Source organism: Streptomyces longisporoflavus, assembly GCF_014649775.1.
Classification (GTDB): Bacteria; Actinomycetota; Actinomycetes; order Streptomycetales; family Streptomycetaceae; genus Streptomyces; species Streptomyces longisporoflavus.
Genome location: NZ_BMTR01000004.1, coordinates 168,270 through 192,945 on the forward strand (window position 1 = coordinate 168,270; position 24,676 = coordinate 192,945).

The following is a 24,676-nucleotide window of genomic DNA, read 5'->3' on the forward strand; positions in this document are numbered from 1 at the left end:
CCGAGGTCTCTCCTGCCGCCGCACTCTAGGTGCCGCGGGCAACCATGCGCGAGGATGTGCCGGGCCCGCGCTTCCGGCGATCGAGGAGAGTCATGACCGAACGTATCCACGGCACCTGTGCCCCCGGGTTCGAGGGCGTACGCGAGGAGTTCGAGCGGAACTTCGCCGAGCGCGGCGACCTCGGGGCGTCCGTCGCGGCCACGGTCGACGGGGAGTTCGTCGTCGACCTGTGGGGCGGCGACGCGGACAAGAGGGGCACGCGCGCGTGGCAGCCCGATTCGCTGGTGAACGTGTACTCCACGACCAAGGGCATGACCGCGCTGTGCGCGCATCTGCTCGCCGACCGGGGCGAACTCGACCTGGACGCACCGGTCGCCCGCTACTGGCCGGAGTTCGCCCGGCAGGGCAAGGCGGACATCCCGGTGCGCTGGCTGCTGAGCCATCGCTCCGGTGTGATCGCGCCGAGCGAGCCCATGACGTCGGACGATCTCTACGACTGGGAGAAGGTCTGCGATGCGCTGGCCGCGACGGCGCCGTGGTGGAAGCCCGGATCGGCGCAGGGCTACCACGCGCTGAGCTACGGCTATCTGGTCGGTGAGGTGGTCCGGCGGATCACGGGAGTCTCCCTCGGTACGTTCCTGCGCAGCGAGGTCACGGGCCCGCTGGACGCCGACGTATTCGTGGGCACACCGCAGAGCGAGCACGGCCGGTGCGCGGACATGGCAAGGCCGCTCGCCTCGGACGGGCCGCGCAGCGCGCTCGGCTCAGCGCCCCCGCCCGAGCCGCCGGTGCGGTCGATCGACGACCACCCGATGGCCGTCGTCACGCTCGCCCTGCGGTACCTGCCCGTCGGCAACGTGAACAGCGCGGCCTACCGGTCCGCCGAGATCCCCGCGGCCAACGGGCACGCGTCGGCACGGGGCCTCGCGAAGGTGTACGCGGCGCTCGGCGGCGGGGAACTGCTGAGCTCCGCGGCCCTCGAACGGCTGCGGACGCGCCAGGGGGAGCCCGACGAGCCCGACCTGATGCTCGCGGCGGGGACGGCGTGGGGCGAGAAATGGGACTGGGGGCTCGGCTACATGCTGAACCGGTACGGGCAGGCCGGGCCCAACCCGCGGGCCTTCGGGCACGGGGGCGCCGGCGGGTCCTACGCGTTCGCCGACCCCGAGAACCGGGTCTCCTACGCGTACGTGATGAACCGGATGGGCGGCGGGACCTCCGGGGAGGATCTGCGGAGCGTGCATCTGGTGGGGGCGCTGTACCGGGGACTGGGGTAGGGAGCGATGAGGGCTGGGGCAGGGGGCAGCGGGGCCGGGACAACGACGGCATGGCGACGGGGGCTTGGCGATGCGGGCTTGGCGACGGGGAAACGTAGTCTGCCCCCATGGAGCAGCACACCCCCCGCCACCGCCCGTCAGGGCAGTACGCCGCCGCCGACTCCCGTAGAGCGGCCATCATCGACGCCGCTCTCCTGTTCTTCGCCAAGGCGGGCTATCTGAACTCCTCGCTGGCGAAGATCGCCGAGGAGGCGGGCACCTCCGCCACCGTCATCACCCATCACTTCGGGTCGAAGCAGCGCCTCCTGATGGCGGTCCTAGAAGCGCGCGAGGACCGCACGGTCCGGACGTTCGGGCGGCTCGGGCCGGACTCCGGGGGCGACTCCGGCGACGACGTGCGCGCGCTCTTCCGCGAGGTGCTCGCCCTCGCCGCGTACAACCTCACCCAGCCGGGGCTCATCCAGCTCTACACCAAGCTGTCCGCGGAGGCCGGCGACCCCGCGCACCCGGCGCACACCTACTTCGCCGAGCGGTACGAACGCGTCGCGCGCCATCTTGCCTCGGCGCTGCAACGCTCCGTCGATCGCGGGCAGTTGCGGGCCGGTATCGACCCGGAGAGCATCGCCAGGGAGATCCTCGCCGTCTCCGACGGGCTCCAGGTCCAGTGGGCCGTGACCGACGGGCGGCTGGACTTCGTCGGGTTGTACCGCACACACCTGGACCGGCTCACCCGGGCCCTGACCGTGGACGGAAAGGGCCTGGACGAGCCGGCCGGGGAAGAGCAGTGCCCCTAGGCGCCGGTGTCAGCCGGTGTCAGTCGAACTGGCCGACCTGGTAGCTGCCCGCGGGCTGCTGGTTGATGACGTTGAGGCGGTTGAAGGCGTTGATGACGGCGACCTGGATCAACAGCGCCGCGAGCTGGTCCTCGTCGTAGTGCTTGGCGGCGTTCGCCCACACCTGGTCCGAGACCCCGCCGGCCGCGTCGGCGATGCGGGTGCCCTCCTCCGCCACCTCCAGGGCCGCACGCTCGGCCTCGGTGAACACCGTCGCCTCGCGCCAGGCGGCGACGAGGTTGAGGCGCACCGAGGTCTCGCCCGCGTGCTCGGCGTCCTTGGTGTGCATGTCGATGCATCCGGCACAGCCGTTGATCTGGCTGGCACGGAGCATCACCAGATGGCGCGTCGTGTCCGACAGGGTCGACTCCCCGAGCGCCTTGCCCGCGGCGACGATGTGCTTCAGGGCCTTGCCCGCGACGGGGTTGCTCATGAGGTTCAGCCGGGCTTCCATGATGTGCTCCTGTGTCGTGGGTACGGGTTACACCCCTACGACGGAACTGCTCCCGCCGACTGTGACACGCCCGGAAGTGACGTGCGTCTCCCTCCCCCGTCGCCGGCTAGCGCGCCACCCCCGTCAGCCGGATGTCGCGCGACGACGAACCGACGTACACGGCGCGCCGCCCCTCGGGCCGCACCCAGCGGCTTCGGTCCGTGTCCCAGTACGACAGCTGCCGCTCGGCGACTCGTACCGTGACCCGGCGCGATTCCCCCGCGCGGAGTTCCACGCGGTCGAAGCCGGCCAGCGTCTTCGGGGCCATCTCCACGTCGGCGCCGCGCGGTGCGCCCACGTACACCTGCGGGACCTCCGCGCCCCGGCGCCGACCCCGATTGGTCACGGTGAACGACACCTCGTACCCCTCCCCCGCCCGCCGCACGGACAGATCGCGGTAGCCGAACTCCGTGTAGGACAGGCCGTGTCCGAAGGGGAAGAGGGGCTCGGTGCCCGCCTTGTCGAAGCCCCGGTAGCCGGTGAAGATGCCCTCGCTGTACGTGACCACGCCGTCGACGCCGTAGTAGCGCTCGGGGTGTGCCGGGTCCAGGGTGGGGTGGTCCGTGTCCTTCTTCGGCCAGGTCACCGTGGTCTTGCCGCCGGGGTTGGCGCGGCCGGTGAGGAGGTCGGCGGTGGCCCAGCCGCCCTCCTGGCCGACGTAACCGGTGTGCAGGATCGTGCCGACCTCGCGGCGCCACGGCATGGTCGCCGGGCAGCCGGTGGTCAGGACGACGACCGTACGCGGATTGGCCCGGGCGACCGCCGTGATCAGCTCGTCCTGCTGGGCGGGGAGCGTCAGCGTGGTGAAGTCGCCGCTGCCGCCCACCGAGCCGCCCGAGCCGTTGAAGGCGAAGACGACCGGGGTGTGGACGCGCCGGGCCAGCTTCGCGGCGGCGGCGATCGAAGCGCTGCGCTGCTCCGGTGTCACCCAGGCGAACCGCACCTGGACCGGGCCGCGTTCGGCGATGGTGGCGGCCCACCCCGTGGCCTTGACGACGACCTGGTAGGACTTGCCGCCGGTGAGCTCGACGGGGTCGGCCTGCCCGTTGTCGAGGCCGTCCGTGGTCGGGACGATGGAGGACCACTTGCGGGCGAAGCTGTCGCGGGCGCCGCCTGCCGTCGTCAGCTCCTTGCCGTCGAGGCTCAGCGAGACCGCCGCGCCCCAGCCCTGGATCTTGAGCGCGTACTCGCCGGTGGCGGGCGGCACGAAGGTGCCGGTCCACTCGGCCGTCGTCCCCACGGGGAGGGCCTTGTCGCCGACGAAGTCGACTGTCCTGTCCGTGCGGACGGGGGTGCCCGCGCCGCCGCTCCCGCGCGCCAGGCCCTCGGGGAACGCGGACGCGGGGACGGCCGTGCCCGTGAGGTCCACGCCGACCTCGTAGGCGATCTTCCGCTTGGTGCTGCGGCGCAGCGCGTCGAGCGGGCTGACCAGGCGCTCCTCGAAGCCGTACGCCCGCTCGCCCGAGACCGATGTGGCGACCTGGCCGGCTGTCGGGCCGATGAGCGCGAGGTCGCGCAGCGCGGCGTGCGACAGCGGGAGCCCGCCGTCGTTGGCGAGCAACACGGCGCCCTGGACGGCGACTTCGCGGGCGACCCGGGCGCCGGCCCTGACGTCGATCTTCTTGCGCGCGGGGACGCGGCTGCCGTCGAGCATGCCGAAGGCGTCGTACCGGCCGAGGATGCGGGAGACGGCGGTGTCCAGGGCCGACTCGGGGATGGAACCGTCCTTGATCGCCTTCTTCAGGGGCTCCCCGTAGAACGAGCCGTCCCACATCTGCATGTCCTGGCCCGCTTCGAGCGCGGCCGTGGAGTGGGTGGCGCCCCAGTCGGAGGTGACGAAGCCCTGGAAGCCGAGTTCGCCGCGGAGGATGCCGGTGAGGGTGGTGCTCTGCTCGGAGTTCCACTCGCCGTTGAGGTGGTTGTACGCCGACATGACCGAGGCGACCCCGGCGCGGACGACGGCCTCGAAGGCGGGCAGATACAGCTCGTGAAGCGTCCGGTCGTCGACGACGAAGTCGTAGGAGTTCTCCGGATTCTCCCGGTCGAACTCGTGCAGGCGCTGGTTGTTGGCGAGGAAGTGCTTGGCCTGGGCGAGCATGCCCTGCGCCTGGATGCCCTCGACCTGGGCGGCGCCGATCAGGCCGTTGAGGTAAGGGTCCTCGCCGGACTGGTCCTTGTTGCGGCTGAAGAAGGGCGTGCGGGAGAGCTCGATCTGCGGGGCGAGCAGCACGTCCATGTCGAGGGTGCGGCCCTCGCGGCCCATGACCTCGCCGTACTCGCGGGCGAGTCCGAGGTTGAAGGAGGCGCCGAGGGTGGCGACCGGCGGGAGGCCGGTCGCTGACCGGGTGACGTTCACGCCCGCGGGGCCGTCGCTCAGGCGCAACTCCGGTATGCCCAGGCGCTTGACGCCCGGCAGATATCCCGCCTGGCCCAGTCTGCGCGGGTCGGTGGCGCCGTGGACGAGGCTGATCTTCTCGTCGAGGGTAAGGCGGGCGATGAGCCCCCGGACGCGGCGCGTGGCGGCGGCCGCGGCCGGGGGGTTTGTGCCGGTGGCTGTGCCTGTGGCGGCGGCACCTGTGGCGGCGGCGGGCGTCGCCGCGGCGATCGGCCCTGCGGCGGCCACGAAGGCGAAGGCGGCTGCGGTGCCGCCCAATTGCTTCATGAGTTCACGACGTGTGGTGGCAGGCATGGCGAAATGGCCTCCGAACGCGGCTCTGGGCATGCCGAACTGGGTCGACGACGCCAAGAGCTGAATGCGTCATCCGCGCCAGTGCGGTGTTACGGGGCCTGAGTCTTGATTGGTTGAACACGCAAGGTCAAGGCTCGCGTCGGCAAAACTTTGTGGGGCGTTCAGTTTTTGGTCCGAGTACTCCCGCGCTCTCTGGACGGGCCGGTCGTTGCGGCCATGTGAACGCTGCGGAGTACGGGGAATAGCGGGGCGATCATGAGGGTCGTGCATGGTGACGGCCACGGCGATGCGGGGCGGGGCGGGGCAGGAGGTTGTACGGCGAGGCACGACGAGGCACGGCGGAGATTGCAGCGCGGATCACGGTCAGAAGTGAGGGAGCACATGTCAAAGGCGTACGTATTCACCCGGTTCGGCGGCCCTGAAGTGGAAGCCTTCGTCGAACAGGACCCGCCGGAGCCCGGGCCGGGTCAGCTCCTCGTCGCGGTCCGGGCGGCAGGGGTCAACCCCGTCGACTGGAAGCTGCGGGCGGGCAAGCGGAGGCCGGGAGCGCCGCCCGCCGAGTTCCCCGAGGTGCTCGGCAGCGAGGTCGCGGGCGTGGTCGAGGCGGTCGGCGCGGGCGTCGACGGGTTCGCGGTCGGCGACGAGGTGTTCGGCAACCCGGACACCGGCGGCTACGCCGAGCACACCCTGCTGCCCGCCTCCCTCACCGCGCACAAGCCGGCGGGCCTGAGCTTCACGGAGGCCGCCGCGCTGCCGGTGGCGGCGGCGACCGCGTACGACGGGGTGCGGCAGCTGGATCTGCCTGCCGGGGCGACGCTGCTCATCACCGGGGTCGGTGGCGGTGTGGGCGTGGCGGCGGCGCAGTTGGCGCGGCATTACGGAGTGCGGGTCGTGGGTACGGCGAGCGCCGGCAAGAAGGACTTTGTCGAGGCTCTGGGGGCGGTGCATGTGCCGGCGGGACGGGGGGTGGCGGAGTCGGGGGTGCCCGAGTCGGGGGTGGCTGACCTGCCGGCCCTGGCGGACCGGGTGCGGGCGGCTGCGCCGGGCGGGCGGGTCGACGCGGTCTTCGATCTGGTGGGCGGCGAGGATCTGGCGGCGGTGGCCTCGCTCCTCCCCGACCGCCGGGGGAAGCTGATCACCGCCGCGGCCAAGGAGACGGTGGCTGAGCTGGGCGGGGCCGCGGTTGCGCGGGCACGGACGAGTGAGGTCCTGGACGCGGTGGCGCGACTCGCCGCTGACGGGGTGCTGCGGCCGCAGGTGACGGCGACGTATCCGCTGGAGCGGGCGGATGAGGCGCTGCGCGCGGTGGAGGGCGGGCATGCACGGGGCAAGGTCGTGATCGAGGTGGGGGCGTGAGGGCGGGGGGTGGTCTTGGGGGCCGGGGCGGCGCGGGGGCCGGCCTTCAAGCCCGCCACAGAGTTCGCTTTCTGAAAGCTCGGGTTCCGGCGGCGGGGTGAGCGGTGCGGTTCTGCTCCGGCGGCGGAGTGAGCCACTGCGTCCCGGGCCCGCGCAAAATGGGAGGACGGGGCTCAGGTTGCGTTGGTAATTTCGGATCATGGAACCTATCGGCGAGACAGAGATCCGCGCGGCCTTCGTCAACTGCTCCAAGGGCGAGGCCCGCAGGCTCACTCTCCCTGCGGGCTTCCCGGAGACCCCCTGGTCCGACCTGGACTTTCTCGGCTGGCGTGACCCCAAGGCCCCGGACCGCGGCTACATCGTGACGGAGCGGGACGGGAAGTACGTGGGCATCGCGCTGCGCGCGTCGACCGGCGCGCGCAAGAGCCTGCTCAAGTCCAGCATCTGCTCGGTCTGCGTGACCCCGCAGTCCGGCTCGGGCATCACGCTGCTCGTGGCGCCCCTCTCCGGCCCGGCGGGCCGGCAGGGCAACTCGGTCGGCATCTACATCTGCGCGGACCTCGCCTGCTCCCTCTACGTACGGGGCAAAAAGACCACGGCGCTGGCCCGCCGCTTCGAGGAGAGTCTCACCCTGGAGGAGCAGAACGCGCGCACCGTGGCGAATCTGCACGGCTTCATCGACAAGGTCCTCGAAGGTTCGCAGTCGGCGGCCTGAGACTCAGGTCGCCCGGGGGTCGACCACCTGCAGCGTGAGTGCCGCCGCTGGCTCCGCGATGCCGGGGCCGCCGGCCTCGGCCCACGCGAGTATGTCGTCGATGGACTCGTCGTCCATGGCGAAGCCGACCCAGACGGCCCGGCCGCCTCTCCTGCGGCCTTCTCGCGAGGGCTGCACGACGACGATGTTCGCCTGCCCGCAGGGCCCGAGGCACTCGCTCGTACGCACCGCGAACTTCCCCGCCGACGCCGCGGCTGCGGCCCGCATCCGCGCCAGCTGCCAGTCGTGGTCGACGCCGGGGTGCTTGCGTGCGTCGCCGCAGCAGCAGCCCCGGCACACGACGAGCGTGCAGGGACGGGCGGCGGTGGCTCCGATGGAAATGACGGGACTCATCCGTTGATCATCGCAGCACCGCATCCGGCTCCGCACAGCACGTTCGGTGCGAAGCGGACCGAACGTGCTGTGCGGACCGAACGTGCTGTGCGGACCGTCGACGCCCGGAGCACGGTCCGCAGAACTCCGGAGCCGGAACAACGCAGCCCCCGGGAGCTGAGGGCGAGGAGACGAGGAAGCGAGGAGGCGAGGACGGAAAGGGCATACCGACGCCGCCCCGCGCACACGGACGCCCCCGCCTCGCGCACCCGCCTCAGCCCAAATACGCAAGCCCCGGATGCACCTCCCGGTACCCCTCCACCAGCCGCCTCGCCACCGCCACCGAGTCCACCAGCGGATGCAGCGCGAACGCCTTGGCCGCGGTCGCGCGTGAGCCGCTCTCCGCGGCGGACAGGACTTCTCGTTCCACCGCCTTTACCGCGCAGACGAGCCCCGTCGCATGCCCCGGCAGCGGGTCGACGGCCATGGGGTGGGCGCCGTTGGCGTCGACGGAGCACGGGACCTCGATCACCGCGTCGGCGTCCAGGGCCGAGAGCGTGGTGCGGTTGCGGACGTTGAGGATCAGCGTCGTCCGTTCGTCCCGTGCGATCGCCCGCATCAGGGCAAGGGCGACCTTCTCGTAGCCGCCGGATTCGAGGTCCTCGGCGGCCCGCTCGCCGACGCCCGCGGCCTCCCGGTTCTCGGCCATGTACGTGGCCTCACGCTCCGCCCGCGTCGCGTCCCACGCCGCAAGCGCGGATACGCCGGCCGCCGGCTTGCTCAACTCCGAGTAGAAACGCGCCTGTTGGTCGCGGAGGAACGCGCCCCGCGTCTGTTCCGCCTCCTGGTAGGCCCGTACCGCCTCGCGGTTGAAGTAGTAGTAGTGCAAGTACTCGTTCGGGACGGCGCCCAGGGACTGGAGCCACTCCGCGCCGAACAGCCGCCCCTCCTCGAACGAGCCGAGGAGTTCCGCGTCCCCCAGGAGCCGAGGCAGCTCGTCACGGCCCGCGATCCGCAGGCCCCGCAGCCAGCCCAGGTGGTTGAGCCCGACGTAGTCGATGAACGCCTCGTCGGGGTTGCCGCCGAGGATGCGCGCCACCCGGCGCCCCAGGCCCACCGGCGAGTCGCAGATGCCGATGACGCGGTCGCCGATGTGCCGGGACATCGCCTCGGTGACCAGGCCCGCGGGGTTGGTGAAGTTGATGACCCACGCGTCCGGGGCGTGCCGCCGGACCCGGCGGGCGATGTCGACGGCCACGGGCACGGTCCGCAGACCGTACGCGATGCCGCCCGCGCCCACGGTCTCCTGGCCGAGGACCCCCTGCGCGAGGGCCACCCGCTCGTCGGCCGCGCGCCCCTCCAGACCCCCCACCCGGATCGCGGAGAAGACGAAGTCCGCGCCGCGCAGGGCTTCGTCGAGGTCGGTGGTGGCCGTGACGGCGGGCGCGTCCGGCACCCCGGCCGCCTCCGCCTGCTCGGCGAGGACCCGGGCGACCGCGCCGAGGCGGCCCGCGTCCAGGTCGTGCAGTACGACCTCGGTGACCCGGCCTTCGGCGTGGTCGCCGAGCAGCGCGCCGTACACGAGCGGAACACGGAATCCGCCGCCACCGAGAATGACCAGCTTCACGTCTCAACCACCTTCTGTCGGAACATCTGCGGCCGCCCTCACCCGCACCTGTCGACCTGTCAGAACTCACCCGTGGACAGAGGCCACGTTACGTACGATTGCCCGGCAGCGATCGACCCCCCACGGAGGTAGCGCACCGATGACACCCCTCAAGACGACCGCGAAGGCGTCCACCGCCCTGCTCGGCGCCCTCGCGCTCGCGCTGGCGACCGGCACCGGCGCGGCGGCCGACAGCGCCCCGAGATCGCCCGGCGGCTGGCAGGAGTCCGGCGTCTCGTCCGTCAATTCCCTGACCGGCAGCCAGGGCCTGGCGAGCCGCGCCGACGGCAGCCTCCTCTACCGGGGTCTCGCCTCGATCCCGCTGGACCTGCGGGTGAAGGGCTGGACCCACATAGGCGACCCGGACATAGCCGACGGCCACACCGTCGACGCCTATCAGGGCGGCGACGACGCGAAGTCCAAGATGTTCGCGGTCACCACCCCCGCCGGGAAGCGCTACCTCTACGAGCACAAGCTCGACGCGGGCGAGAAGCTCAACAACTCTTTCGCGGCGGTATCGCCGGACAAGCAGTGGCTGGTGTCGGGCGAGTGGGGCGATCAGAACCGCCTCCAGGTCTTCCCCGCCCCGCTCCTGAACTCCTCGACCCCGCCCACCGGGGGAGCGCTCCCCCAGGCAGGTCAGATCTCGCTCGACAAGCCGGTGCGCGACATCCAGGGCTGCGACTTCGTCTCCGGGACCCGCCTCGTGTGTGCGTCCAACGACGGGTCGAGGCAGCTGTGGCCCGAGGACCGTCCCGTCCTCCAGGTGGACCTGGAGCACGCGCTCGACGGGAAGCCGGTCACGGGCAAGGTCACGAGCCTGTTCGCCGTCCCGCAACGGAGCATCTGCGCGGGCACCTTCGAGACGGAGGGCGTCGACTACGACGCCGGGCGGCGCACGCTGCGCGCCGAGGTCGTGCCGCCGGTGCCGTGCCTGGTGACGACGTCGGTCTACTCGTACAAGCCGACGACAGGCTGACCCCCGGGCGGCTCCGGCGCACCCGACGTGTGCGGGCGGGCCCTGCGGGGGATGGTCGTGATCATGACACAGCAACACCGGCACGATTCCGTGCCCGACACCCTCCCCGCCGGGACCCGCCGGCCCGTCCGGCAGCTGCTCGCCGCGTCGGTGGGCAACGCCGTGGAGTGGTACGACTGGTACGCGTACACGTTTCTCGCGACGTACATCGCCGACCAGGTCTTTCCCAAGGGCGCCGACAACTCCCTCGTACCGCTCCTCTCCACGTTCGCCGTCTTCGCGGTCGGCTTCTTCATGCGGCCGGTCGGCGGTCTGCTCATGGGCGCTGTCGCCGACCGGCGCGGGCGGCGTGCGGCGCTCACGGTCACCATCCTGCTGATGGGCGGCAGCAGTCTGCTGGTCGGTCTGACGCCGACGTACGCGTCCGCGGGGGTGCTCGCGCCGGTCGTCCTGGTCCTGGCGCGGCTGCTCCAGGGTCTGTCAGTGGGCGGTGAGTTCGCGGCGTCGACGACGTTCCTCGTCGAGTCCGCCGGGCCCGGCCGCCGCGGTCTCTTCTCCAGCTTCCAGTACGTGTCGACGAGCGCCGGCCAACTCGCCGCGTCCGGCGTCGCGGCGCTGCTGGTCAGCACGTTGTCCGACGGGCAGATGGACGGCTGGGGCTGGCGGCTGCCGTTCGTCGTCGGCGCGGTGCTCAGCCTGGTCGGCTTCTGGATCAGGCAGGGCGCGTACGAGACCCATCAGGCACCGCGGGACGAGTCGGAGCGTCCCGGCCTGTTCGACGCGCTGCGCAAGCACCCGCGCCAGTCCCTGCTGATCTGCGGCATCACGGCGGGCGGCACGATCGCGTACTACACGTGGACGTCGTACCTTCCGACCTACGCCGAGCTCAACACCGACATCAGCAAGAGCCAGGCCCTGCTGTCCGGCACCCTCTCGCTCGCGTTCTTCGCACTGCTCCAGCCGGTCGGCGGACTGCTCTCCGACCGCTTCGGCCGCAGGCCGCTCCTGCTCTTCTTCGGCCTGGGCTTCGCCGTACTGAGCGTGCCGCTCCTCCGCTCCCTGAACGGCTCGTTCGGCTCGCTCCTGCTGGTGCAGTGCGCGGGCATGGTGCTGCTCACCGGCTTCACGTCGATCTCGGCGGCGGTGAACGCGGAGGTGTTCCCGGCCCGCGTACGAGCCGCCGGCATCGGCTTCCCGTACTCCCTCACCGTCGCACTCTTCGGCGGCACGGCCCCGTACATGGGCACCCTCTTCAAGGAAATCGGCCACGCTGGCCTCTTCCCCTGGTACGTGGCCGTGCTCTGCCTCGCGTCTTCGGCGGTGTATCTCAGGCTTCCGGAAACCGCCCACAAGGAGCTGGAGCGCTAACTCCTCTTCGGCACCTCGGCGATCGAGCGGCCCGCCCACTCCGGGGCGGTTTCCGCGAGCGACGTGAGGTGCTCGCGGATCTCGTCCGGGAAGGGGGCCGACTTGCCCGCGTTCTGGTCGACGTGGATGGCGAGGAGTTCCGTGGTTGCCGCGGGGGTCGCGTTCGGCGGGAGTTCCGTGTCGGTCTCCTCCACCACGTACAGCTCGTGGGTGAAGCGGGCCTTCTTGGTGTCCGCGCCCAGGATCCGGGTGCGGACGGCCAGGTGGGCGCCTTCCGCCACGTCGTCCAGGTAGCGGATGTGCGCCTCGACCGTGTAGAGGGAGCAGCCGGTGGACTCGCGGTAGCCCGCGTGCAGGCCGGTCTCGATCATCATCGCGTCGGTGGCGTAGCCGAAGACGAGGACGTAGAACGCCTCGCTCATGTGGCCGTTGTAGTCGATCCACTCGGGTCGTACGGTCCGGTGGAGGAGGGGCAGCGGCTCGGTGGGCACGGACTCGCTCACTTGGTGTCCTCCTTCGCGCGCTGCTGCGGCAGGCGGCCCGTGGCCCGCAGTACGTCGATGACTCCCTGGTCGCGCTCGGCCACCAGGTCGGCGATGGTCCGGCCGTCCGCCGCGTCGTCGCAACCGGCGACCACCGCGTCGTACAGCTTCTTGTCGAGCTCGGGGGCTTCGAGGCGCGTCCACGGCGACTTCAGGGACGGGCCGAAGTGGTCGAGCATGTGGGCCATGCCGCCCTCACCGCCGGCGAGCGCGAAGGTGAGCATGGGGCCCATGAACGCCCAGCGCAGGCCGGGGCCTTCGGTGATCGAGTCGTCGATCTCCTTCACCGTGGCCTCGCCGTTGGCCACCATGTGCAGGGCCTCGCGCCAGAGGGCTTCCTGGAGGCGGTTGGCTATGAAGCCGGGGACCTCGCTCGCCATGGTGATCACGGACTTGCCCGCGACCTCGTAGAAGCGGGAGGTCCACGTGACCGCGTGCGCCGCCGTCTTGTCGCCGCCGACCACCTCTACGAGCGGGATCAGGTAGGGCGGGTTGAAGGGGTGGCCGACGACGAGGCGGCCGGGGTCGGCTGCCTCGGTCTGCATGTCGGTCATGGGGTAGCCGGAGGTGGAGGAGGCGATGACGACTCCGGCGGGCGCGGCCGCGTCCAGCTGAGCCAGCAGGTCGCGCTTCAGTTCCAGCTTCTCGGGAGCGCTCTCCTGCACGAACTGCGCGTCGGCGACGGCCTCTTCGAGGGTGGGCGTGACGGTGAGGCGGTCGGGCGACGCACCTTCGGCGAGGCCGAGCTGCGTCAGCGCGGGCCAGGCGGCGTCGACCAGGCGGCGCAGCTTCTGCTCGGCGTCGGGGGCCGGGTCCCAGGCGGTGACGTCGTAGCCGCGGGCGAGGTAGTGGGCGACCCAGCCGCCGCCGATCACTCCGGCGCCGACACAGGCGATACGGCGTACGTCTTCGGGGGCGCAGGGGGATGGGGGTGTGGTGACGGTGTCAGTCATGAGGGTGCAGGTCCTTGTATGTGGGGGGGGTGGGGGGAGTTCAGGAGCGGGGCTTGAGGCCGAGCTTCTGGCGCGCCTCGTCCGGCGTGGCGACGCGCGAGCCGAGGTTCTCGGTGATCTGCACGGCGCGCTCGACGAGTTGGGCGTTGCTGACCTTGTTGCCCTTGCCGAGGTAGAGGTTGTCCTCGAGCCCGACGCGGACCTGGCCGCCGAGCAGGATGGACTGGGCGACCCACGGCATCTGCATGCGGCCGAGCGCGAAGCTGGCCCACTGGGCACCGTCGGGCAGCATGTTGACCATCGACTGGAGCACGCCCGGATCGGCCGGGGCGCCCCACGGGATGCCCATGCAGAGCTGGAAGACGGTGGGGTTGTCGAGCAGCCCTTCCGCGAGGAGCTGCTTGGCGAACCACAGCTGGCCGGTGTCGAAGATCTCCAGCTCGGGCCGTACGCCCAACTCCTGGATGCGCTTGGCGCCCTGCCGGAGCATGTCGGGCGTGGAGATGTAGAGGTTGTCCCCGAAGTTGAGGGAGCCGCAGTCCAGGGTGCAGATGTCGGGCAGCAGGTCCTCGACGTGCGGCAGCCGGTCGATGCCGCCGACGAGGTCGGTGCCGGGCAGCTCGCCGAGCTCCTTCAGCGGCTGGACCGGATCTATGACCAGGTCGCCGCCCATGCCGGCCGTCAGGTTGATGACGACGTCGGTGCCGGTCTCCTTGATGCGCTCGACGACCTCGCGGTACAGCCGGGGGTCGCGCGAGGGGTCGCCGGTCTCGGGGTCCCGCACGTGGATGTGCACGACGGCCGCGCCGGCCTCGGCGGCCTCCACCGCGGAGGTGGCTATCTGCTCGGGGGTGACCGGGACATGCGGGCTCTTGCGCACGGTGTCGCCCGCGCCGGTCAGGGCCGCGGTGATGATGACGTCTTGATTTACGGGCATGCTGAACTCTCCCTCTGGGGTGGGGTGTTGATGTGTTGTTGCTTCGCAATGGGACTGCTATGGGACTGGGCGTACGGGGCCGGGCGTACGGGGTCAGCTGTACGGGGTCGGACGTACGGGGCTAGGCGGTGAGCGTCGCGTCCACGTACACGAGCAGCGCCTCGTGCATGTCGTCGGAGGTGGTGCTGTCGGTGCCGGGGGCGGCGCCGTCCGTACCGGGGGTGGTGGCGAGCACTTGGGTGGCGAGGCCGTCGATCAGCGCTGTGAGCCGCAGCGCCGCGGACTGCGGGTCCACGGGGCGGAAGACGCCCTGGTCGACGCCGCGCCGGATGACGTCGGCGACGGTTGCCCGCCACTGCCGGTAGTAGTCGGCGTGCAGCCGGCCCACGGCGGTGGAGCGGGCCGCCTCTGCCCACAGGTCGAGCCAGACGCTCCACTGCCAGCGCTGCTGCGGGGTGCGGGGAATCTGGAGCTCGATCAGCTGGCGCAGCTCGTCGGCGGCGTCGGCCGCGTCGGCGACGCGGGCCGCGCGGCGGGCGGTGTCCTCGTCCATGCACCAGCGGACGGCGGCCTCCAGGAGGTCGTCGCGGCCGGGGAAGTGGTAGTGGATGGCGGCGGTGCTGGTGGCGCAGGCTTCGGCGATGTCCGCGACGCGTACGGCATGAAAACCGCGCTCGGCCACGAGCCGTACGGTTTCGCGGACGATCTGGAGGGGGCGCCCGCCTTCCGCCGCGGCGGCGGGGGCGCGTTCCCGGCGGGGCGGTGAGGTCACGTCACGGGCCTCGGCCCGGCCGCCGGCGCCCAGGAGCCAGCCCGCGTCCACCCCGCCGGTGTCGGCGATGCGGGCCAGCTCCGCCGCGGTGAAGCGGCGGGTGCCGCCGAGGGAGCGGGAGAGCTTGGAGGGGTCCATCACGACGCGGCGGGCGAATTCGCGCTGGGTCACTCCCGCGTCGGCGATGACCTTGCGGACCCTGTCCGCGACCTCGGGGTCTTGCTGCATGGGCGGTGACGCTACCCGAGCATTGCGCTGATCGCAATCTTCAGGGCCGGGATGTGCGGGATCTACGCAGTAAGAGACAGGTGTTGCGATCCTGACTGACGCCTCAGTCACCGCAACGCCCCTGCACTGCGGTCGGCGGCCAGGTCGGGTCAGGTCCTGTCCTGGACCCCCTTGACGAACTCGCCCAGGAACGGGGCGGCGATCTTCACCTGACCGAGCTGGTGATGCTCGGCCGGGTCCACGGAGATCGCCCGCGCCTGTCCCGCCAGGGACTCCATCGCCGCGCGCTCCCGCGCCGCCCCGGCGTCATCCCCCTCCCCCGCGAGGGACAGCGCCGCGAGCCCGGGGTGGGGTCATGGGTGCGGGCGGGTGTGCACGCTGATGCGTGTGGAGGGCTAGTCCCGCGTGTGCTCCCGGTACAGGTCGAGGTCGCCGTCTAGTTCCAGGGCGATGACCGTGCACAGCGGATCGAGCTGGTCGTCGGCGAGACGCACGTACTCCCAGCCGGGTACGTCACCGAGGCCGCCGACCCGCTCGTGCCGGGCGGCGGTGTCCGTGCCGAGCACGCGGGCGGACGTCACGCCGTTGCGTACGCCGCGCAGCACCACGTACTCGTTGGGCCGGTCGAAGAGGAACAGATACAGGGTGCGGCGGTCGGCGGAGAGCGTCGTCGGGCCGTAGAAGTGGCCGTGCGGCAGTCCCCGCACCGTCCCGTAGACCGCTTCGGAGTGCCGTGACGTCCACTCCCCCAACGCTTCGATGCGCTCGGTCTGTTCGGGGAGCAGCGTGCCGTCCTCCTTCGGGCCCACGTCGAGGAGCAGGTTGCCGCCGCCTCCGATGGTCTCGGCGAAGATGCGGACGAGCTGACGCGGTGACTTGTGGTGGGTGTCCTGCGGTTGGTAGCCCCAGGAGTCGTTGACGGTGAGGCACAACTCCCATGGCTGGGCGGGTGGTTCGATCGGTACGCCCTGTTCGGGCGTCGCGTAGTCGCCGTGTCCGGTGAGGCGGCCGTTGACGACGGTGTGCGGGGAGAGCTCCCGGATCTCCTCGGCGAGTTCCGCCATCCGCCACTGCGCCGGGCTGCGTTCCCACTCGCCGTCGAACCACAGCAGATCCGGTTCGAACCGTTCGAGCAGTTCCCGCACCTGTGCGCGGTGGAAGGCGAGGAAGTCCGCCCATCTCTCCTCGGATTCCTCGTCGGCGGCGGGCATCGAGTAGGGGTTGCCGCGTTCGGCGGGGTCCTGCCCTTCGGGGCGCACGGAGGCGTAGTCGGGGTGGGACCAGTCCAGGTGCGAGTAGTACAGGCCGACCTTGATGCCACGGGCGCGCAGGGCGGTGACGTACGGGGTGATGAGGTCGCGGCCCGCGGGGGTGCGCTTGACGACGGAGAGGTCGTTCGCCGCGGTGTCCCAGAGGGCGACTCCGTCGTGGTGCTTGGCGGTGAGGACGGCGTAGCGCGCGCCGGCGCGGACGAAGAGGTCGGCCCACGCGTCGGGGTCGTACGCGGAGGCGGTGAAGCCTTCGAGCTGCGCCATGTAGCGGTCGTAGGGCACCCGGTCGTCGAAGAAGGACCAGGACTCGGCCACTCCGTCCACGCTGTAGATGCCCCAGTGGAGGAAGATGCCGAGCTTGGAGTCCGTGAACCACGGCTGAATCACAGGCGGTGCTCCTCGACGTGTGTCCGGTCGACGACGTTGCCCGGGAGCCGGTCCGTCAGACAACGTCGTCCGGGCAGAAGCGTTTGAGCCGCGAGCAGGCTAGATCGAGAAAGATGTCATGTACAAGGGGGCGTCGGTGTCACGCGATGGTGTGACGCTGCGGCGGTTTCCGCATCGGCCGTCCTCGCGCGGGTAGTGCTCCGCTGCCCGAAAGCCGCCGCGCTAGGAGACCGCCGTATGCCGCAGCCCTTCGAACTGCCCGCCTTCTACCTTGCGCACCCCGCGAGCCTCAACCCCCATCTGGAAGAGGCGCGGGAGCACTCCGGGAAGTGGGCACGTGACATGGGGATGCTGGAGGGATCGGGCGTCTGGGAGCAGCGCGACCTGGACGCCCACGATTACGCGCTGCTGTGCGCGTACACCCACCCCGACTGCGACGGCCCCACCCTGTCCCTGGTCACCGACTGGTACGTGTGGGTGTTCTTCTTCGACGACCACTTCCTCGAACTGTTCAAACGGACCCGGGACCGCGTGGGCGGGAAGGCCTATCTGGAGCGGCTGCCCGCCTTCATGCCGATGGATCTGGCCGCGCCCGTGCCGGAGCCCGAGAATCCGGTCGAGGCCGGACTCGCGGACCTCTGGGCGCGCACGGTGCCGCACATGTCCAAGGACTGGCGGGCCCGGTTCGCCGAGAGCACCGAGAATCTGCTCAACGAATCGCTGTGGGAGCTTTCGAACATCAACGAGGGGCGGATCGCCAACCCCGTCGAGTACATCGAGATGCGTCGCAAGGTGGGCGGAGCGCCCTGGTCGGCGGGGCTCGTCGAGTACGCGACGGGCGCGGAGGTCCCCCCGGCCGTCGCCGGTTCCAGGCCGCTGCGTGTCCTGAAGGAGTCGTTCTCCGACGCCGTCCACCTGCGCAACGACCTCTTCTCGTACCAGCGGGAGATCGAGGACGAGGGTGAGCTCTCCAACGGCGTGCTGGTCCTCGAGAAGTTCCTCCGCTGCACCACGCAGGAGGCGGCGGACGCCGTGAACGACCTGCTGACCTCGCGGATGCAGCAGTTCGAGAACACGGCCCTCACCGAGCTCGCACCACTGTTCGCGGAGACCGGGCTGCCGCCCGAGGAGTGCGCGGACGTTCTCGCGTACGCCAAGGGCCTTCAGGACTGGCAGTCCGGCGGGCACGAGTGGCACATGGTCTCCAGCCGGTACATGAACAAGGGCGGCGCCGCCCCCTCGCCGCTCGCGGGACCCACCGGCCCCGGCACGTCTGCCGCCGGGATCAAGGCGCTGATCGCCGCCACGGGAGCGAAGCGGCTGCGCAGCCACACGCACGTGCCCTACCAGCGGGTGGGCCCGTCCCAACTACCCGACTTCGAGCTGCCGTTCAAGACGACACTCTCGCCCCACCTGGCGGCGGCCCGCCCCCGCACCGTGGAGTGGGCGGACCGGATGGGCATGCTCGGGCCGCAGCCCGGGGTGCCGGCCTCGGACGTCTGGGACGCGCACAAGCTGTACGGCTACGACCTCCCGCTCTGCGCGGCGGGCATCGACCCGGACGCGGATCTCGCGGCGCTCGACCTGAGCTCGCAGTGGCTGACCTGGGGGACGTACGGGGACGACTACTTCCCCGTGGTCTTCGGCAGGCCCCGTGATCTCGCGGGCGCCAAGCTCTGCAACGAGCGGCTCTCGCTCTTCATGCCGCTGGACTTCGCCGAGATGCCGGTGCCGGTGAACGCCCTGGAGCGGGGCCTGGCCGACCTGTGGGTCCGCACGGCGGAGCCGATGGACCGTGCGGCGCGCCGCACGCTGCGCACCGCCATCGAAGTCATGACGGCCGCATGGCTCTGGGAGCTGGACAACCAGGCGCTGAACCGTATCCCCGACCCCGTCGACTACATCGAGATGCGGCGCCTGACCTTCGGCGCCCCGCTGACGATGAGCCTGTGCCGCCTCGGCCACGGCCCGCAGGTCCCGCAGGAGATCTACCGCACGGGGCCCATGCGGAGCCTGGAGAACTCGGCCGGCGACTACTCCGCGCTGATGAACGACGTCTTCTCGTACCAGAAGGAGATCGAGTACGAGGGCGAGATCCACAACGGCATCCTCGTCGTCCAGAACTTCTTCGGCTGCGACTACCCGACGGCCCTCGGCATCATCGACGACCTGATGAAGTCGCGGCTGAGCCAGTTCCAGCACGTCGTCACCCATGAACTGCCCGTTCTGTACGACGACTTCGACCTCCCGCAGGAGACGCGGGACATCCTCGACGGCTATGTGCGCGAGCTGGAGAACTGGATGGCGGGTATCTACACCTGGCACCGCGACTGCCGCCGCTACCGCGAGGAGCACCTGTCGCACGGCCCGCTGCGCCCCCCGCCGTCGGGCTTCGGCACGGCGGCCGTACGCCCGCACTGGCTGCGGCAGTTCGGCGAGGCCGCCCGACTGAGCTGAACGCCGCCCCGCTAGCCTGCCCGCATGCATTCCGACCCCGACCGTGCCCAGCGCGCCGCGGGCGCCCTCGTCGGGTCCGCCGTAGGTGACGCGCTGGGGGCGCCCTTCGAGTTCGGGCTCGCGGGCGACTTCTCCGCGCGATTCCCGGTGCCCGGCCGGGGCGAGGAGATGTGCGGGGGCGCCGGCTGGGACACGGGGGAGGCGACGGACGACACGCAGATGGCCCTGCATGTCGCCGACTCCCTGCTGGCGAACGCGGGCCTTGACCTGCCCGACATCTTCCGACGGTTCCAGCGGTGGGCGGCGGCCGAGCCCAAGGACATCGGTCTCCAGACCGAGGACGTTCTCACGAACGGCATGCCGTGGGACCGCGCCGCCCAGCTCCATTTCCAGGTCAACCACCGTGCCGCGGGCTATGGTTCGCTGATGCGGGCCACCACCGCGGCCCTCTACTTCGCCCGCGACGGCCGGGCGGCCACGATGGACGCGGCCCGCGGCATCGCCGCCCTCACCCACGGCGACCGCGCCGCCTGGGAAGGCACGGCGCTCTTCCACGAGTTGCTGCGCCTGGCGCTGGAGGGCGCCGACCCACTGGCCGGTATCCCCCGGGCCCTCGCCCTGGTCCACCCCGACCACCGCGAGCGCTACGCCACCGTCCTCGCCCCCGGCTGGCACCCCGACGACGCCACCGAGTTCAACGGCGCCGTCTGGCCCTGCCTCGGCTCGGCCGTCTGGGCCCTGCGCACCACGGCTTCGTACGAGGAAGCCGTGCGCGCGGCGGTCGACCTGGGCGGCGACACCGACACCGTGGCCGCGGTCACCGGCGCCCTGGCCGGTGCCCGCCACGGTATCGCCGCCATACCCGCCGGCTGGACCGCTCCCCTGCACGTCCCCCTTCCCGGCGCCGCGGAGCCCGGCCGGACGCTGCGCCTCGCCGATCTCACCGAACTCGCCCACCGCCTCGACGCCCCCCGGACCGGCTGATCACCCGGTGTTCCGTGGCTCCGGCAGGATTTGGCGCAGTCGGGGGTCCGGATGCCGCTCGCGGCGCCACTCGCGTGGGTAGCCGACCGAGACCTCCTGGAAGCGGACTCCGTCGTGCCAGGTGGTGCGGGGGATGTGCAGATGGCCGTAGACGACCGCCGTCGCGTCGTACTTCACGTGCCAGTCGGCGGTCAGCTCTGTGCCGCACCACAGGGCGAACTCCGGGTAGGTCAGGATCCGGGTGGGGTCGCGCACCAGCGGCCAGTGGTTGACCAGGATGGTGGGGATGCCGGGTGTCCGCCGGGCGAGCATCTCCTCGGTGGCCGTCACGCGGGCGCGGCACCAGTCGTCGATGCCGGGGTGGGGTTCGGGGTGCAGGAGCACTTCGTCGGTGCAGACGATGCCCGCCTCGTGGGCCGCCTCCAGGGCGTCCTTCTTCGCGTACGTGCCCTCGGGGCGGAACGTGTAGTCGTAGAGCAGGAAGAGCGGTGCCACGGTGACCGGGCCGCCCTCGCCGCGCCACACGGGATAGGGGTCCTCCGGGGTCGCGGCGCCCAGGGAGCGGCACAGGTCCACGAGATGGCGGTAGCGCTCCTCGCCGCGCAGCTGGATCGGGTCGTCGCGAGGCGTCCACAGTTCGTGGTTGCCCGGCGCCCACACCACCTTGGCGAAGCGTTCGGTGAGGGTGCGCAGCGCCCATTCGATGTCGGCCATGCGCTCGGCGGTGTCGCCCGCGACGATCAGCCAGTCCTCGTCGGTCTCCGGGTGCAGGGACTCGAGGAACTTCCGGTTGTCGTCGTAGGCGACGTGCAGATCGCTGATGGCGTACAACTTCGGTTTCTTCGCGCGTACTTGTGTCACTCCGTGAGGCTAACCGCAGGACTGTCGTCAGTGGTGCGTTTCGCTGCCGCCGCGCTGGATCTCCAGGTACTCCTCGGGTGTCGCCTTGGGGATCTGCGCCGACGGTCCGAACATGGCGCGCCCGAGGCGCGCCCGAAGCCGCTCGCCGCGCGTGACCTTGCGCGCCACGCCGTGCTCGTCGACCAGCGGGCCGATCTCGTACGGCTTGGGCTGCTCGTGTGCGGTGAGGCGGTACAACTCGCCCTGCTCGAGCGGCATATGCACCTCCACGTACTCACCGTGCGGCAACCGTTTGATCGTGCCGCTCTCCCGGCCGTGCAGCACCTTCTCGCGGTCACGGCGTTGCAGCCCCATGCACCATCGATGGGTCACGAAGAAGGCGAGCACCGGCCCGACGAAGACGGCGCCCCGCACGAACCAGGTGATCGCGTTGATGGAGAGATGGAACTGCGTGGCCCAGATGTCGTTGCCGCCGCCGACCATCAGGACGCCGAACAGCGTCAGCCACGCCACGCCGAGTCCGGTGCGCACCGGGGCGTTGCGCGGCCGTTCGGCGATGTGGTGCTCGCGTTTGTCGCCGGTGACCCAGGCCTCGATGAACGGATAGACGGCGATCGCCGCCAGGATCAGCGGGAAGAGCATGAACGGGATGAAGACGCCCAGTTCGGCCGTGTACCCCCCGACGTTGATCTCCCAGGTCGGCATCACCCGGATCAGGCCCTCGGAGAAGCCCAGATACCAGTCGGGTTGAGCGCCGGTGGAGACGAGGTCCGGCCGGTAGGGCCCGATCACCCACACGGGGTTGATGGTGGCGACCGCGCCCATGAGCGCGAGGACGCCGAAGACGAGGAAGAAGAAGCCGCCGGCCTTGGCGACGTAGATGGGCAGGAAGGGCGCCCCGACCACGTTCTTCTCGGTCTTCCCTGGCCCGGCGAACTGGGTGTGCTTGTGGTAGAAGACCAGGATCAGGTGGGCGACGACGAGCCCCAGCATGATCCCCGGCAACAGCAGCACATGGACGCTGAAGAGCCGCGGAATGATGGCGTCTCCCGGGAACTCCCCGCCGAAGAGGAAGAAGGAGATGTACGTCCCGACGATCGGGATGGCCAGGATCGCGCCCTGCGCGAAACGGATGCCGGTGCCCGAGAGCAGGTCGTCGGGGAGCGAGTAGCCGGTGAGGCCGGTGATGATCCCGAGGAACAGCAGCGTCCAGCCGAACAGCCAGTTGACCTCGCGCGGCTTGCGGAACGCCCCGGTGAAGAACACCCGCATCATGTGCACGAGCATGGCGGCGACGAAGACGAGCGCGGCCCAGTGGTGGATCTGCCGGATCAGCAGTCCGCCGCGCACTTCCATGCTGATGTCGACGGTGGACTCGAACGCCCGGGTCATCTGGATGCCCTTGAGGGGCGTGTAGACGCCGTCGTAGACGACTTCGGAGCCGCTCGGCTCGAAGAAGAGCGTCAGCCAGACGCCGGTGAGGATCAGGATCAGGAAGCTGTAGAGGCAGATCTCCCCGAACATGAAGGACCAGTGGTCCGGAAAGATCTTGCGCATCTGGCTCTTGGCCAGCGTGTGGATACCGAGGCGGCCGTCGGCCCAGTCGGCGACCCGCTCCCCCTTGCCGGCCGGAGCCGGCCGCTTGCTGTCCCGGGTGTGCTCGAAGTCTTTCCTCATCCGGCTACCCCCTCAGGCGGCTATCAGGTTAGATCAGAGGACTCCCCGAGCCAACAGCGCCTCGTACATGGGTAGTTGACGATCATCGGGCCCGCTGGTCAGGGCCTTTACGGATCTCCGCGGGCAGGGGCCCGCGGGGTCGGACGCAGGTCACATCACTGTGGCACCCGACGGCCGGGCCTGCGGAGCGCTCTCCCCCCGCTCGACTTCCCGTACGAGAGCGATCGCCCGCCCCAGAGTCGTGAGCCGCGCGTCCAGGGTCTCGCCCGCCGGATAGAAACGGACCGTGTCCACGCCCGCGTCGCGCCACACCCCCAGCCGCTCGCGGACCATGTCCTCGGTGCCGATGAGGGTGGTGGCGAGGACCATGTCGTCGGTGACCAGGGCCGCGGCGCCGTCGCGGTCGCCGGACTGCCAGCGGGTGCGGACCTCGGCCGCGACATCGGCCCAACCCTGCCTGCTGTAGGCACTGTTGTAGTAGTTGGTGGAGGCGGAGCCCATGCCGCCCAGGCTGAAGGCGAGTTCCTTCTTGCGGCCCGCGACCATCGCGCGCAGGGCGTCCTCGTCGTCGGCGAAGGCCACTTCGGCGCCCTGGCAGATGTCCAGGTCGCCGCGGGAGCGGCCGGAGGCGGCCAGGCCCGCGTCGAGGTGGTCGAAGTAGGCCTCCTTGGCGCCCTCGGGCACGAAGGAGGTGCCGAGCCAGCCGTCGGCGATCTCGCCGGTCAGACGCAGCATCATGGGCGAGAGGGTGGCCAGGTAGACGGGCAGTTCGTGCTCGGCGCGCATGGAAAGACGCATGGGCTTCGCGTCACCGCCGGGCAGCGGAAGGGTGAACTCCCGCCCCTCGTAGGCGATCTTCTCGCCGGTGGCCGCCATGCGAATGATCTCCACGGTCTCCCGCATCCGGGTGAGCGGCCTCGCGAAGGGCACTCCGTGCAGGCCCTCGATCACCTGCGGCCCGGAGGGGCCGAGCCCGAGGATGAAGCGGCCCTCGGAGATGTTGGAGAGGGTGATCGCCGCGCGGGCGATGGCCGCCGGGGTGCGGGTCGCGAGTTGGATGATGCCGGAGCCGAGGAGCATGCGTTCGGTGCGCGCGGCCAAGTAGCCGAGGGGCGAGGGCGCTTCGGAGCCCCACGCCTCGGCGACCCAGCAGATGTCCATCCCCAGCTTCTCGGCCTCGGTGACGAAGTCGACGGTCTCCCGCCAGTTCGCCTCGGACGCCTCGATGGTCGTCGACGTACGCATCACGCGTCCGCCTCCCCGGAGGCCGCGCCCTCTGCCAGCTTCCTGATCGCCTCCAGCGTGGCCGCCATGTTCTGCTCGAACTCCCTCATCCGTACGTACACGATCTTCTGCTCCTTCTCCGGCATCCGGTCGATCGCGTGCGAGAGGCCCGAGCGGCCCGGCCCCATCCGCACCCACTGGGTGAGTTCTGTACAGCCGTCGTCCGTGGCCGCGAGGCTGAACCGCCAGAGCGCGCTGGGCTGTTCGGGGTCCTCGACCGCCCACGCGAAGACGCGCGGGGCTTCGCACTCGACGACGTACGACGTGGTCTGCCAGGCGCCGAACGACGGGTGCTCGCTGCGGCCGGCGAACCGGGCGCCGAGCGCGGGTCCTGCCGCCCCGTCCAGCCATTCGACGGACCGGAGCTCCGTGCTCAGCTCCGGCATCAGGCCGATGTCGGAGACGAGCTCCCACACGCGTTCCGGTGACGCGGCGATCCGGGTGTGTGTCTCGGCCGTCGGCCCGTCCGCGTAGCGCGCGCCTGTCCACTCCATCGTGGGTTCGCCTCTCTGTAGCAGCACGTAGCAGCTTCTATCAGCAGCTCTTATGGTCGCTGACCACGAGAGTTGCGTAGA

At 70.8% G+C, this 24,676-nt stretch carries 22 protein-coding genes; 8 read left to right on the forward strand and 14 right to left on the reverse strand.

Translation table 11 applies throughout. From position 1 onward, the window contains the following. The first annotated feature begins 92 nt into the window (after positions 1 to 92). Positions 93 to 1,277 (forward strand): serine hydrolase domain-containing protein, encoded by a 1,185-nt coding sequence (locus tag IE226_RS09890; protein WP_190080704.1) that lies wholly within the window; start codon positions 93 to 95, stop codon positions 1,275 to 1,277. Between the two features lie 107 nt (positions 1,278 to 1,384). Continuing rightward, complete coding sequence (locus tag IE226_RS09895) at positions 1,385 to 2,071, forward strand: TetR/AcrR family transcriptional regulator (protein WP_190080705.1); 687 nt, start codon at positions 1,385 to 1,387, stop codon at positions 2,069 to 2,071. Positions 2,072 to 2,090: 19 nt separating this feature from the next. Here the strand turns inward: IE226_RS09895 and IE226_RS09900 are convergent, their stop codons facing one another. Continuing rightward, positions 2,091 to 2,564: a carboxymuconolactone decarboxylase family protein gene (locus IE226_RS09900; protein WP_190080706.1), complete on the reverse strand. Its 474-nt coding sequence runs from the start codon at positions 2,562 to 2,564 to the stop codon at positions 2,091 to 2,093. A 106-nt stretch (positions 2,565 to 2,670) separates the two neighbouring features. Next, positions 2,671 to 5,265 (reverse strand): glycoside hydrolase family 3 protein, encoded by a 2,595-nt coding sequence (locus tag IE226_RS09905; protein WP_190080707.1) that lies wholly within the window; start codon positions 5,263 to 5,265, stop codon positions 2,671 to 2,673. 408 nt (positions 5,266 to 5,673) lie between these two features. Here IE226_RS09905 and IE226_RS09910 point away from each other — a divergent pair, with 408 nt between their 5' ends. Both IE226_RS09910 and IE226_RS09915 read left to right on the forward strand, forming a co-directional pair. Next, complete coding sequence (locus tag IE226_RS09910) at positions 5,674 to 6,648, forward strand: NADP-dependent oxidoreductase (RefSeq protein WP_190080708.1); 975 nt, start codon at positions 5,674 to 5,676, stop codon at positions 6,646 to 6,648. Between the two features lie 199 nt (positions 6,649 to 6,847). Continuing rightward, the gene (locus IE226_RS09915) at positions 6,848 to 7,363 is read left to right on the forward strand and encodes an FBP domain-containing protein (RefSeq protein WP_190080709.1); all 516 of its coding nucleotides are present in this window, start codon (positions 6,848 to 6,850) and stop codon (positions 7,361 to 7,363) included. Positions 7,364 to 7,366: 3 nt separating this feature from the next. Here the strand turns inward: IE226_RS09915 and IE226_RS09920 are convergent, their stop codons facing one another. Together IE226_RS09920 and IE226_RS09925 are read right to left on the reverse strand one after the other, a co-directional pair. Beyond that, positions 7,367 to 7,756, reverse strand: a complete 390-nt coding sequence (locus IE226_RS09920; RefSeq protein WP_190080710.1) for a (2Fe-2S) ferredoxin domain-containing protein — start codon at positions 7,754 to 7,756, stop codon at positions 7,367 to 7,369. 253 nt (positions 7,757 to 8,009) lie between these two features. After that, complete coding sequence (locus IE226_RS09925) at positions 8,010 to 9,362, reverse strand: 6-phospho-beta-glucosidase (RefSeq protein WP_190080711.1); 1,353 nt, start codon at positions 9,360 to 9,362, stop codon at positions 8,010 to 8,012. A gap of 139 nt (positions 9,363 to 9,501) precedes the next feature. Between IE226_RS09925 and IE226_RS09930 the strand changes: the two genes are divergently transcribed. Next, complete coding sequence (locus IE226_RS09930) at positions 9,502 to 10,380, forward strand: hypothetical protein (RefSeq protein WP_190080712.1); 879 nt, start codon at positions 9,502 to 9,504, stop codon at positions 10,378 to 10,380. Positions 10,381 to 10,431: 51 nt separating this feature from the next. Continuing rightward, complete coding sequence (locus tag IE226_RS09935; protein ID WP_373306916.1) at positions 10,432 to 11,748, forward strand: MFS transporter; 1,317 nt, start codon at positions 10,432 to 10,434, stop codon at positions 11,746 to 11,748. Here IE226_RS09935 and IE226_RS09940 read toward each other — a convergent pair. The 6 genes from IE226_RS09940 to IE226_RS09960 form a co-directional block, all read right to left on the reverse strand. Further along, positions 11,745 to 12,251 (reverse strand): thioesterase family protein, encoded by a 507-nt coding sequence (locus tag IE226_RS09940; protein WP_229870701.1) that lies wholly within the window; start codon positions 12,249 to 12,251, stop codon positions 11,745 to 11,747. The genes IE226_RS09935 and IE226_RS09940 overlap by 4 nt on opposite strands. Then, positions 12,248 to 13,243, reverse strand: coding sequence for a 3-hydroxyacyl-CoA dehydrogenase NAD-binding domain-containing protein (locus tag IE226_RS09945; protein ID WP_190080714.1), 996 nt, complete (start codon positions 13,241 to 13,243; stop codon positions 12,248 to 12,250). The genes IE226_RS09940 and IE226_RS09945 overlap by 4 nt, the downstream gene beginning before the upstream one ends. Positions 13,244 to 13,283: 40 nt before the next feature. Further along, positions 13,284 to 14,180, reverse strand: coding sequence for a beta-keto acid cleavage family enzyme (locus IE226_RS09950; protein WP_190080715.1), 897 nt, complete (start codon positions 14,178 to 14,180; stop codon positions 13,284 to 13,286). Positions 14,181 to 14,301: 121 nt separating this feature from the next. Next, the gene (locus tag IE226_RS09955; RefSeq protein WP_190080716.1) at positions 14,302 to 15,180 is read right to left on the reverse strand and encodes a TetR/AcrR family transcriptional regulator; all 879 of its coding nucleotides are present in this window, start codon (positions 15,178 to 15,180) and stop codon (positions 14,302 to 14,304) included. Positions 15,181 to 15,329: 149 nt separating this feature from the next. Beyond that, the gene (locus IE226_RS44845) at positions 15,330 to 15,458 is read right to left on the reverse strand and encodes a hypothetical protein (protein ID WP_268251280.1); all 129 of its coding nucleotides are present in this window, start codon (positions 15,456 to 15,458) and stop codon (positions 15,330 to 15,332) included. A 117-nt stretch (positions 15,459 to 15,575) separates the two neighbouring features. Beyond that, a complete protein-coding gene (locus tag IE226_RS09960; RefSeq protein WP_190080983.1) occupies positions 15,576 to 16,835 on the reverse strand; it encodes an alpha-L-fucosidase in 1,260 nt (419 codons plus the stop codon). 240 nt (positions 16,836 to 17,075) lie between these two features. Between IE226_RS09960 and IE226_RS09965 the strand changes: the two genes are divergently transcribed. After that, positions 17,076 to 19,295 (forward strand): terpene synthase family protein, encoded by a 2,220-nt coding sequence (locus IE226_RS09965; protein ID WP_190080717.1) that lies wholly within the window; start codon positions 17,076 to 17,078, stop codon positions 19,293 to 19,295. Between the two features lie 24 nt (positions 19,296 to 19,319). Further along, a complete protein-coding gene (locus IE226_RS09970) occupies positions 19,320 to 20,279 on the forward strand; it encodes an ADP-ribosylglycohydrolase family protein (protein ID WP_190080718.1) in 960 nt (319 codons plus the stop codon). Here the strand turns inward: IE226_RS09970 and IE226_RS09975 are convergent, their stop codons facing one another. From IE226_RS09975 to IE226_RS09990, 4 genes are all read right to left on the reverse strand, one after another. Next, entirely contained in the window at positions 20,280 to 21,140 is an 861-nt protein-coding gene (locus tag IE226_RS09975) for a metallophosphoesterase family protein (RefSeq protein ID WP_190080719.1), read from the reverse strand. It lies immediately after the preceding gene. A gap of 27 nt (positions 21,141 to 21,167) precedes the next feature. Next, positions 21,168 to 22,817, reverse strand: coding sequence for a cytochrome bc1 complex cytochrome b subunit (gene qcrB, locus IE226_RS09980; protein ID WP_190080720.1), 1,650 nt, complete (start codon positions 22,815 to 22,817; stop codon positions 21,168 to 21,170). A 150-nt stretch (positions 22,818 to 22,967) separates the two neighbouring features. Continuing rightward, the gene (locus IE226_RS09985; RefSeq protein ID WP_190080721.1) at positions 22,968 to 24,062 is read right to left on the reverse strand and encodes an LLM class flavin-dependent oxidoreductase; all 1,095 of its coding nucleotides are present in this window, start codon (positions 24,060 to 24,062) and stop codon (positions 22,968 to 22,970) included. Next, entirely contained in the window at positions 24,062 to 24,595 is a 534-nt protein-coding gene (locus IE226_RS09990; protein ID WP_190080984.1) for an SRPBCC family protein, read from the reverse strand. The genes IE226_RS09985 and IE226_RS09990 overlap by 1 nt, the downstream gene beginning before the upstream one ends. Between the last annotated feature and the right edge of the window lie 81 nt (positions 24,596 to 24,676).

Excerpts from the sequence above, each read along its gene's own strand:
- IE226_RS09900 (WP_190080706.1), bottom strand. The coding sequence starts at position 2,564 with ATGGAAGCCCGGCTGAACCTCATGAGCAACCCCGTCGCGGGCAAGGCC.
- IE226_RS09935 (WP_373306916.1), top strand. The coding sequence starts at position 10,432 with ATGGTCGTGATCATGACACAGCAACACCGGCACGATTCCGTGCCCGAC.
- IE226_RS09905 (WP_190080707.1), bottom strand. The coding sequence starts at position 5,265 with ATGAAGCAATTGGGCGGCACCGCAGCCGCCTTCGCCTTCGTGGCCGCC.
- IE226_RS09910 (WP_190080708.1), top strand. The coding sequence starts at position 5,674 with ATGTCAAAGGCGTACGTATTCACCCGGTTCGGCGGCCCTGAAGTGGAA.
- IE226_RS09970 (WP_190080718.1), top strand. The coding sequence starts at position 19,320 with ATGCATTCCGACCCCGACCGTGCCCAGCGCGCCGCGGGCGCCCTCGTC.
- IE226_RS09930 (WP_190080712.1), top strand. The coding sequence starts at position 9,502 with ATGACACCCCTCAAGACGACCGCGAAGGCGTCCACCGCCCTGCTCGGC.
- IE226_RS09985 (WP_190080721.1), bottom strand. The coding sequence starts at position 24,062 with ATGCGTACGTCGACGACCATCGAGGCGTCCGAGGCGAACTGGCGGGAG.
- IE226_RS09990 (WP_190080984.1), bottom strand. The coding sequence starts at position 24,595 with ATGGAGTGGACAGGCGCGCGCTACGCGGACGGGCCGACGGCCGAGACA.
- IE226_RS09945 (WP_190080714.1), bottom strand. The coding sequence starts at position 13,243 with ATGACTGACACCGTCACCACACCCCCATCCCCCTGCGCCCCCGAAGAC.
- qcrB (WP_190080720.1), bottom strand. The coding sequence starts at position 22,817 with ATGAGGAAAGACTTCGAGCACACCCGGGACAGCAAGCGGCCGGCTCCG.
- IE226_RS09890 (WP_190080704.1), top strand. The coding sequence starts at position 93 with ATGACCGAACGTATCCACGGCACCTGTGCCCCCGGGTTCGAGGGCGTA.
- IE226_RS09915 (WP_190080709.1), top strand. The coding sequence starts at position 6,848 with ATGGAACCTATCGGCGAGACAGAGATCCGCGCGGCCTTCGTCAACTGC.
- IE226_RS09955 (WP_190080716.1), bottom strand. The coding sequence starts at position 15,180 with ATGCAGCAAGACCCCGAGGTCGCGGACAGGGTCCGCAAGGTCATCGCC.
- IE226_RS09920 (WP_190080710.1), bottom strand. The coding sequence starts at position 7,756 with ATGAGTCCCGTCATTTCCATCGGAGCCACCGCCGCCCGTCCCTGCACG.
- IE226_RS09950 (WP_190080715.1), bottom strand. The coding sequence starts at position 14,180 with ATGCCCGTAAATCAAGACGTCATCATCACCGCGGCCCTGACCGGCGCG.
- IE226_RS09965 (WP_190080717.1), top strand. The coding sequence starts at position 17,076 with ATGCCGCAGCCCTTCGAACTGCCCGCCTTCTACCTTGCGCACCCCGCG.
- IE226_RS44845 (WP_268251280.1), bottom strand. The coding sequence starts at position 15,458 with ATGGAGTCCCTGGCGGGACAGGCGCGGGCGATCTCCGTGGACCCGGCC.
- IE226_RS09895 (WP_190080705.1), top strand. The coding sequence starts at position 1,385 with ATGGAGCAGCACACCCCCCGCCACCGCCCGTCAGGGCAGTACGCCGCC.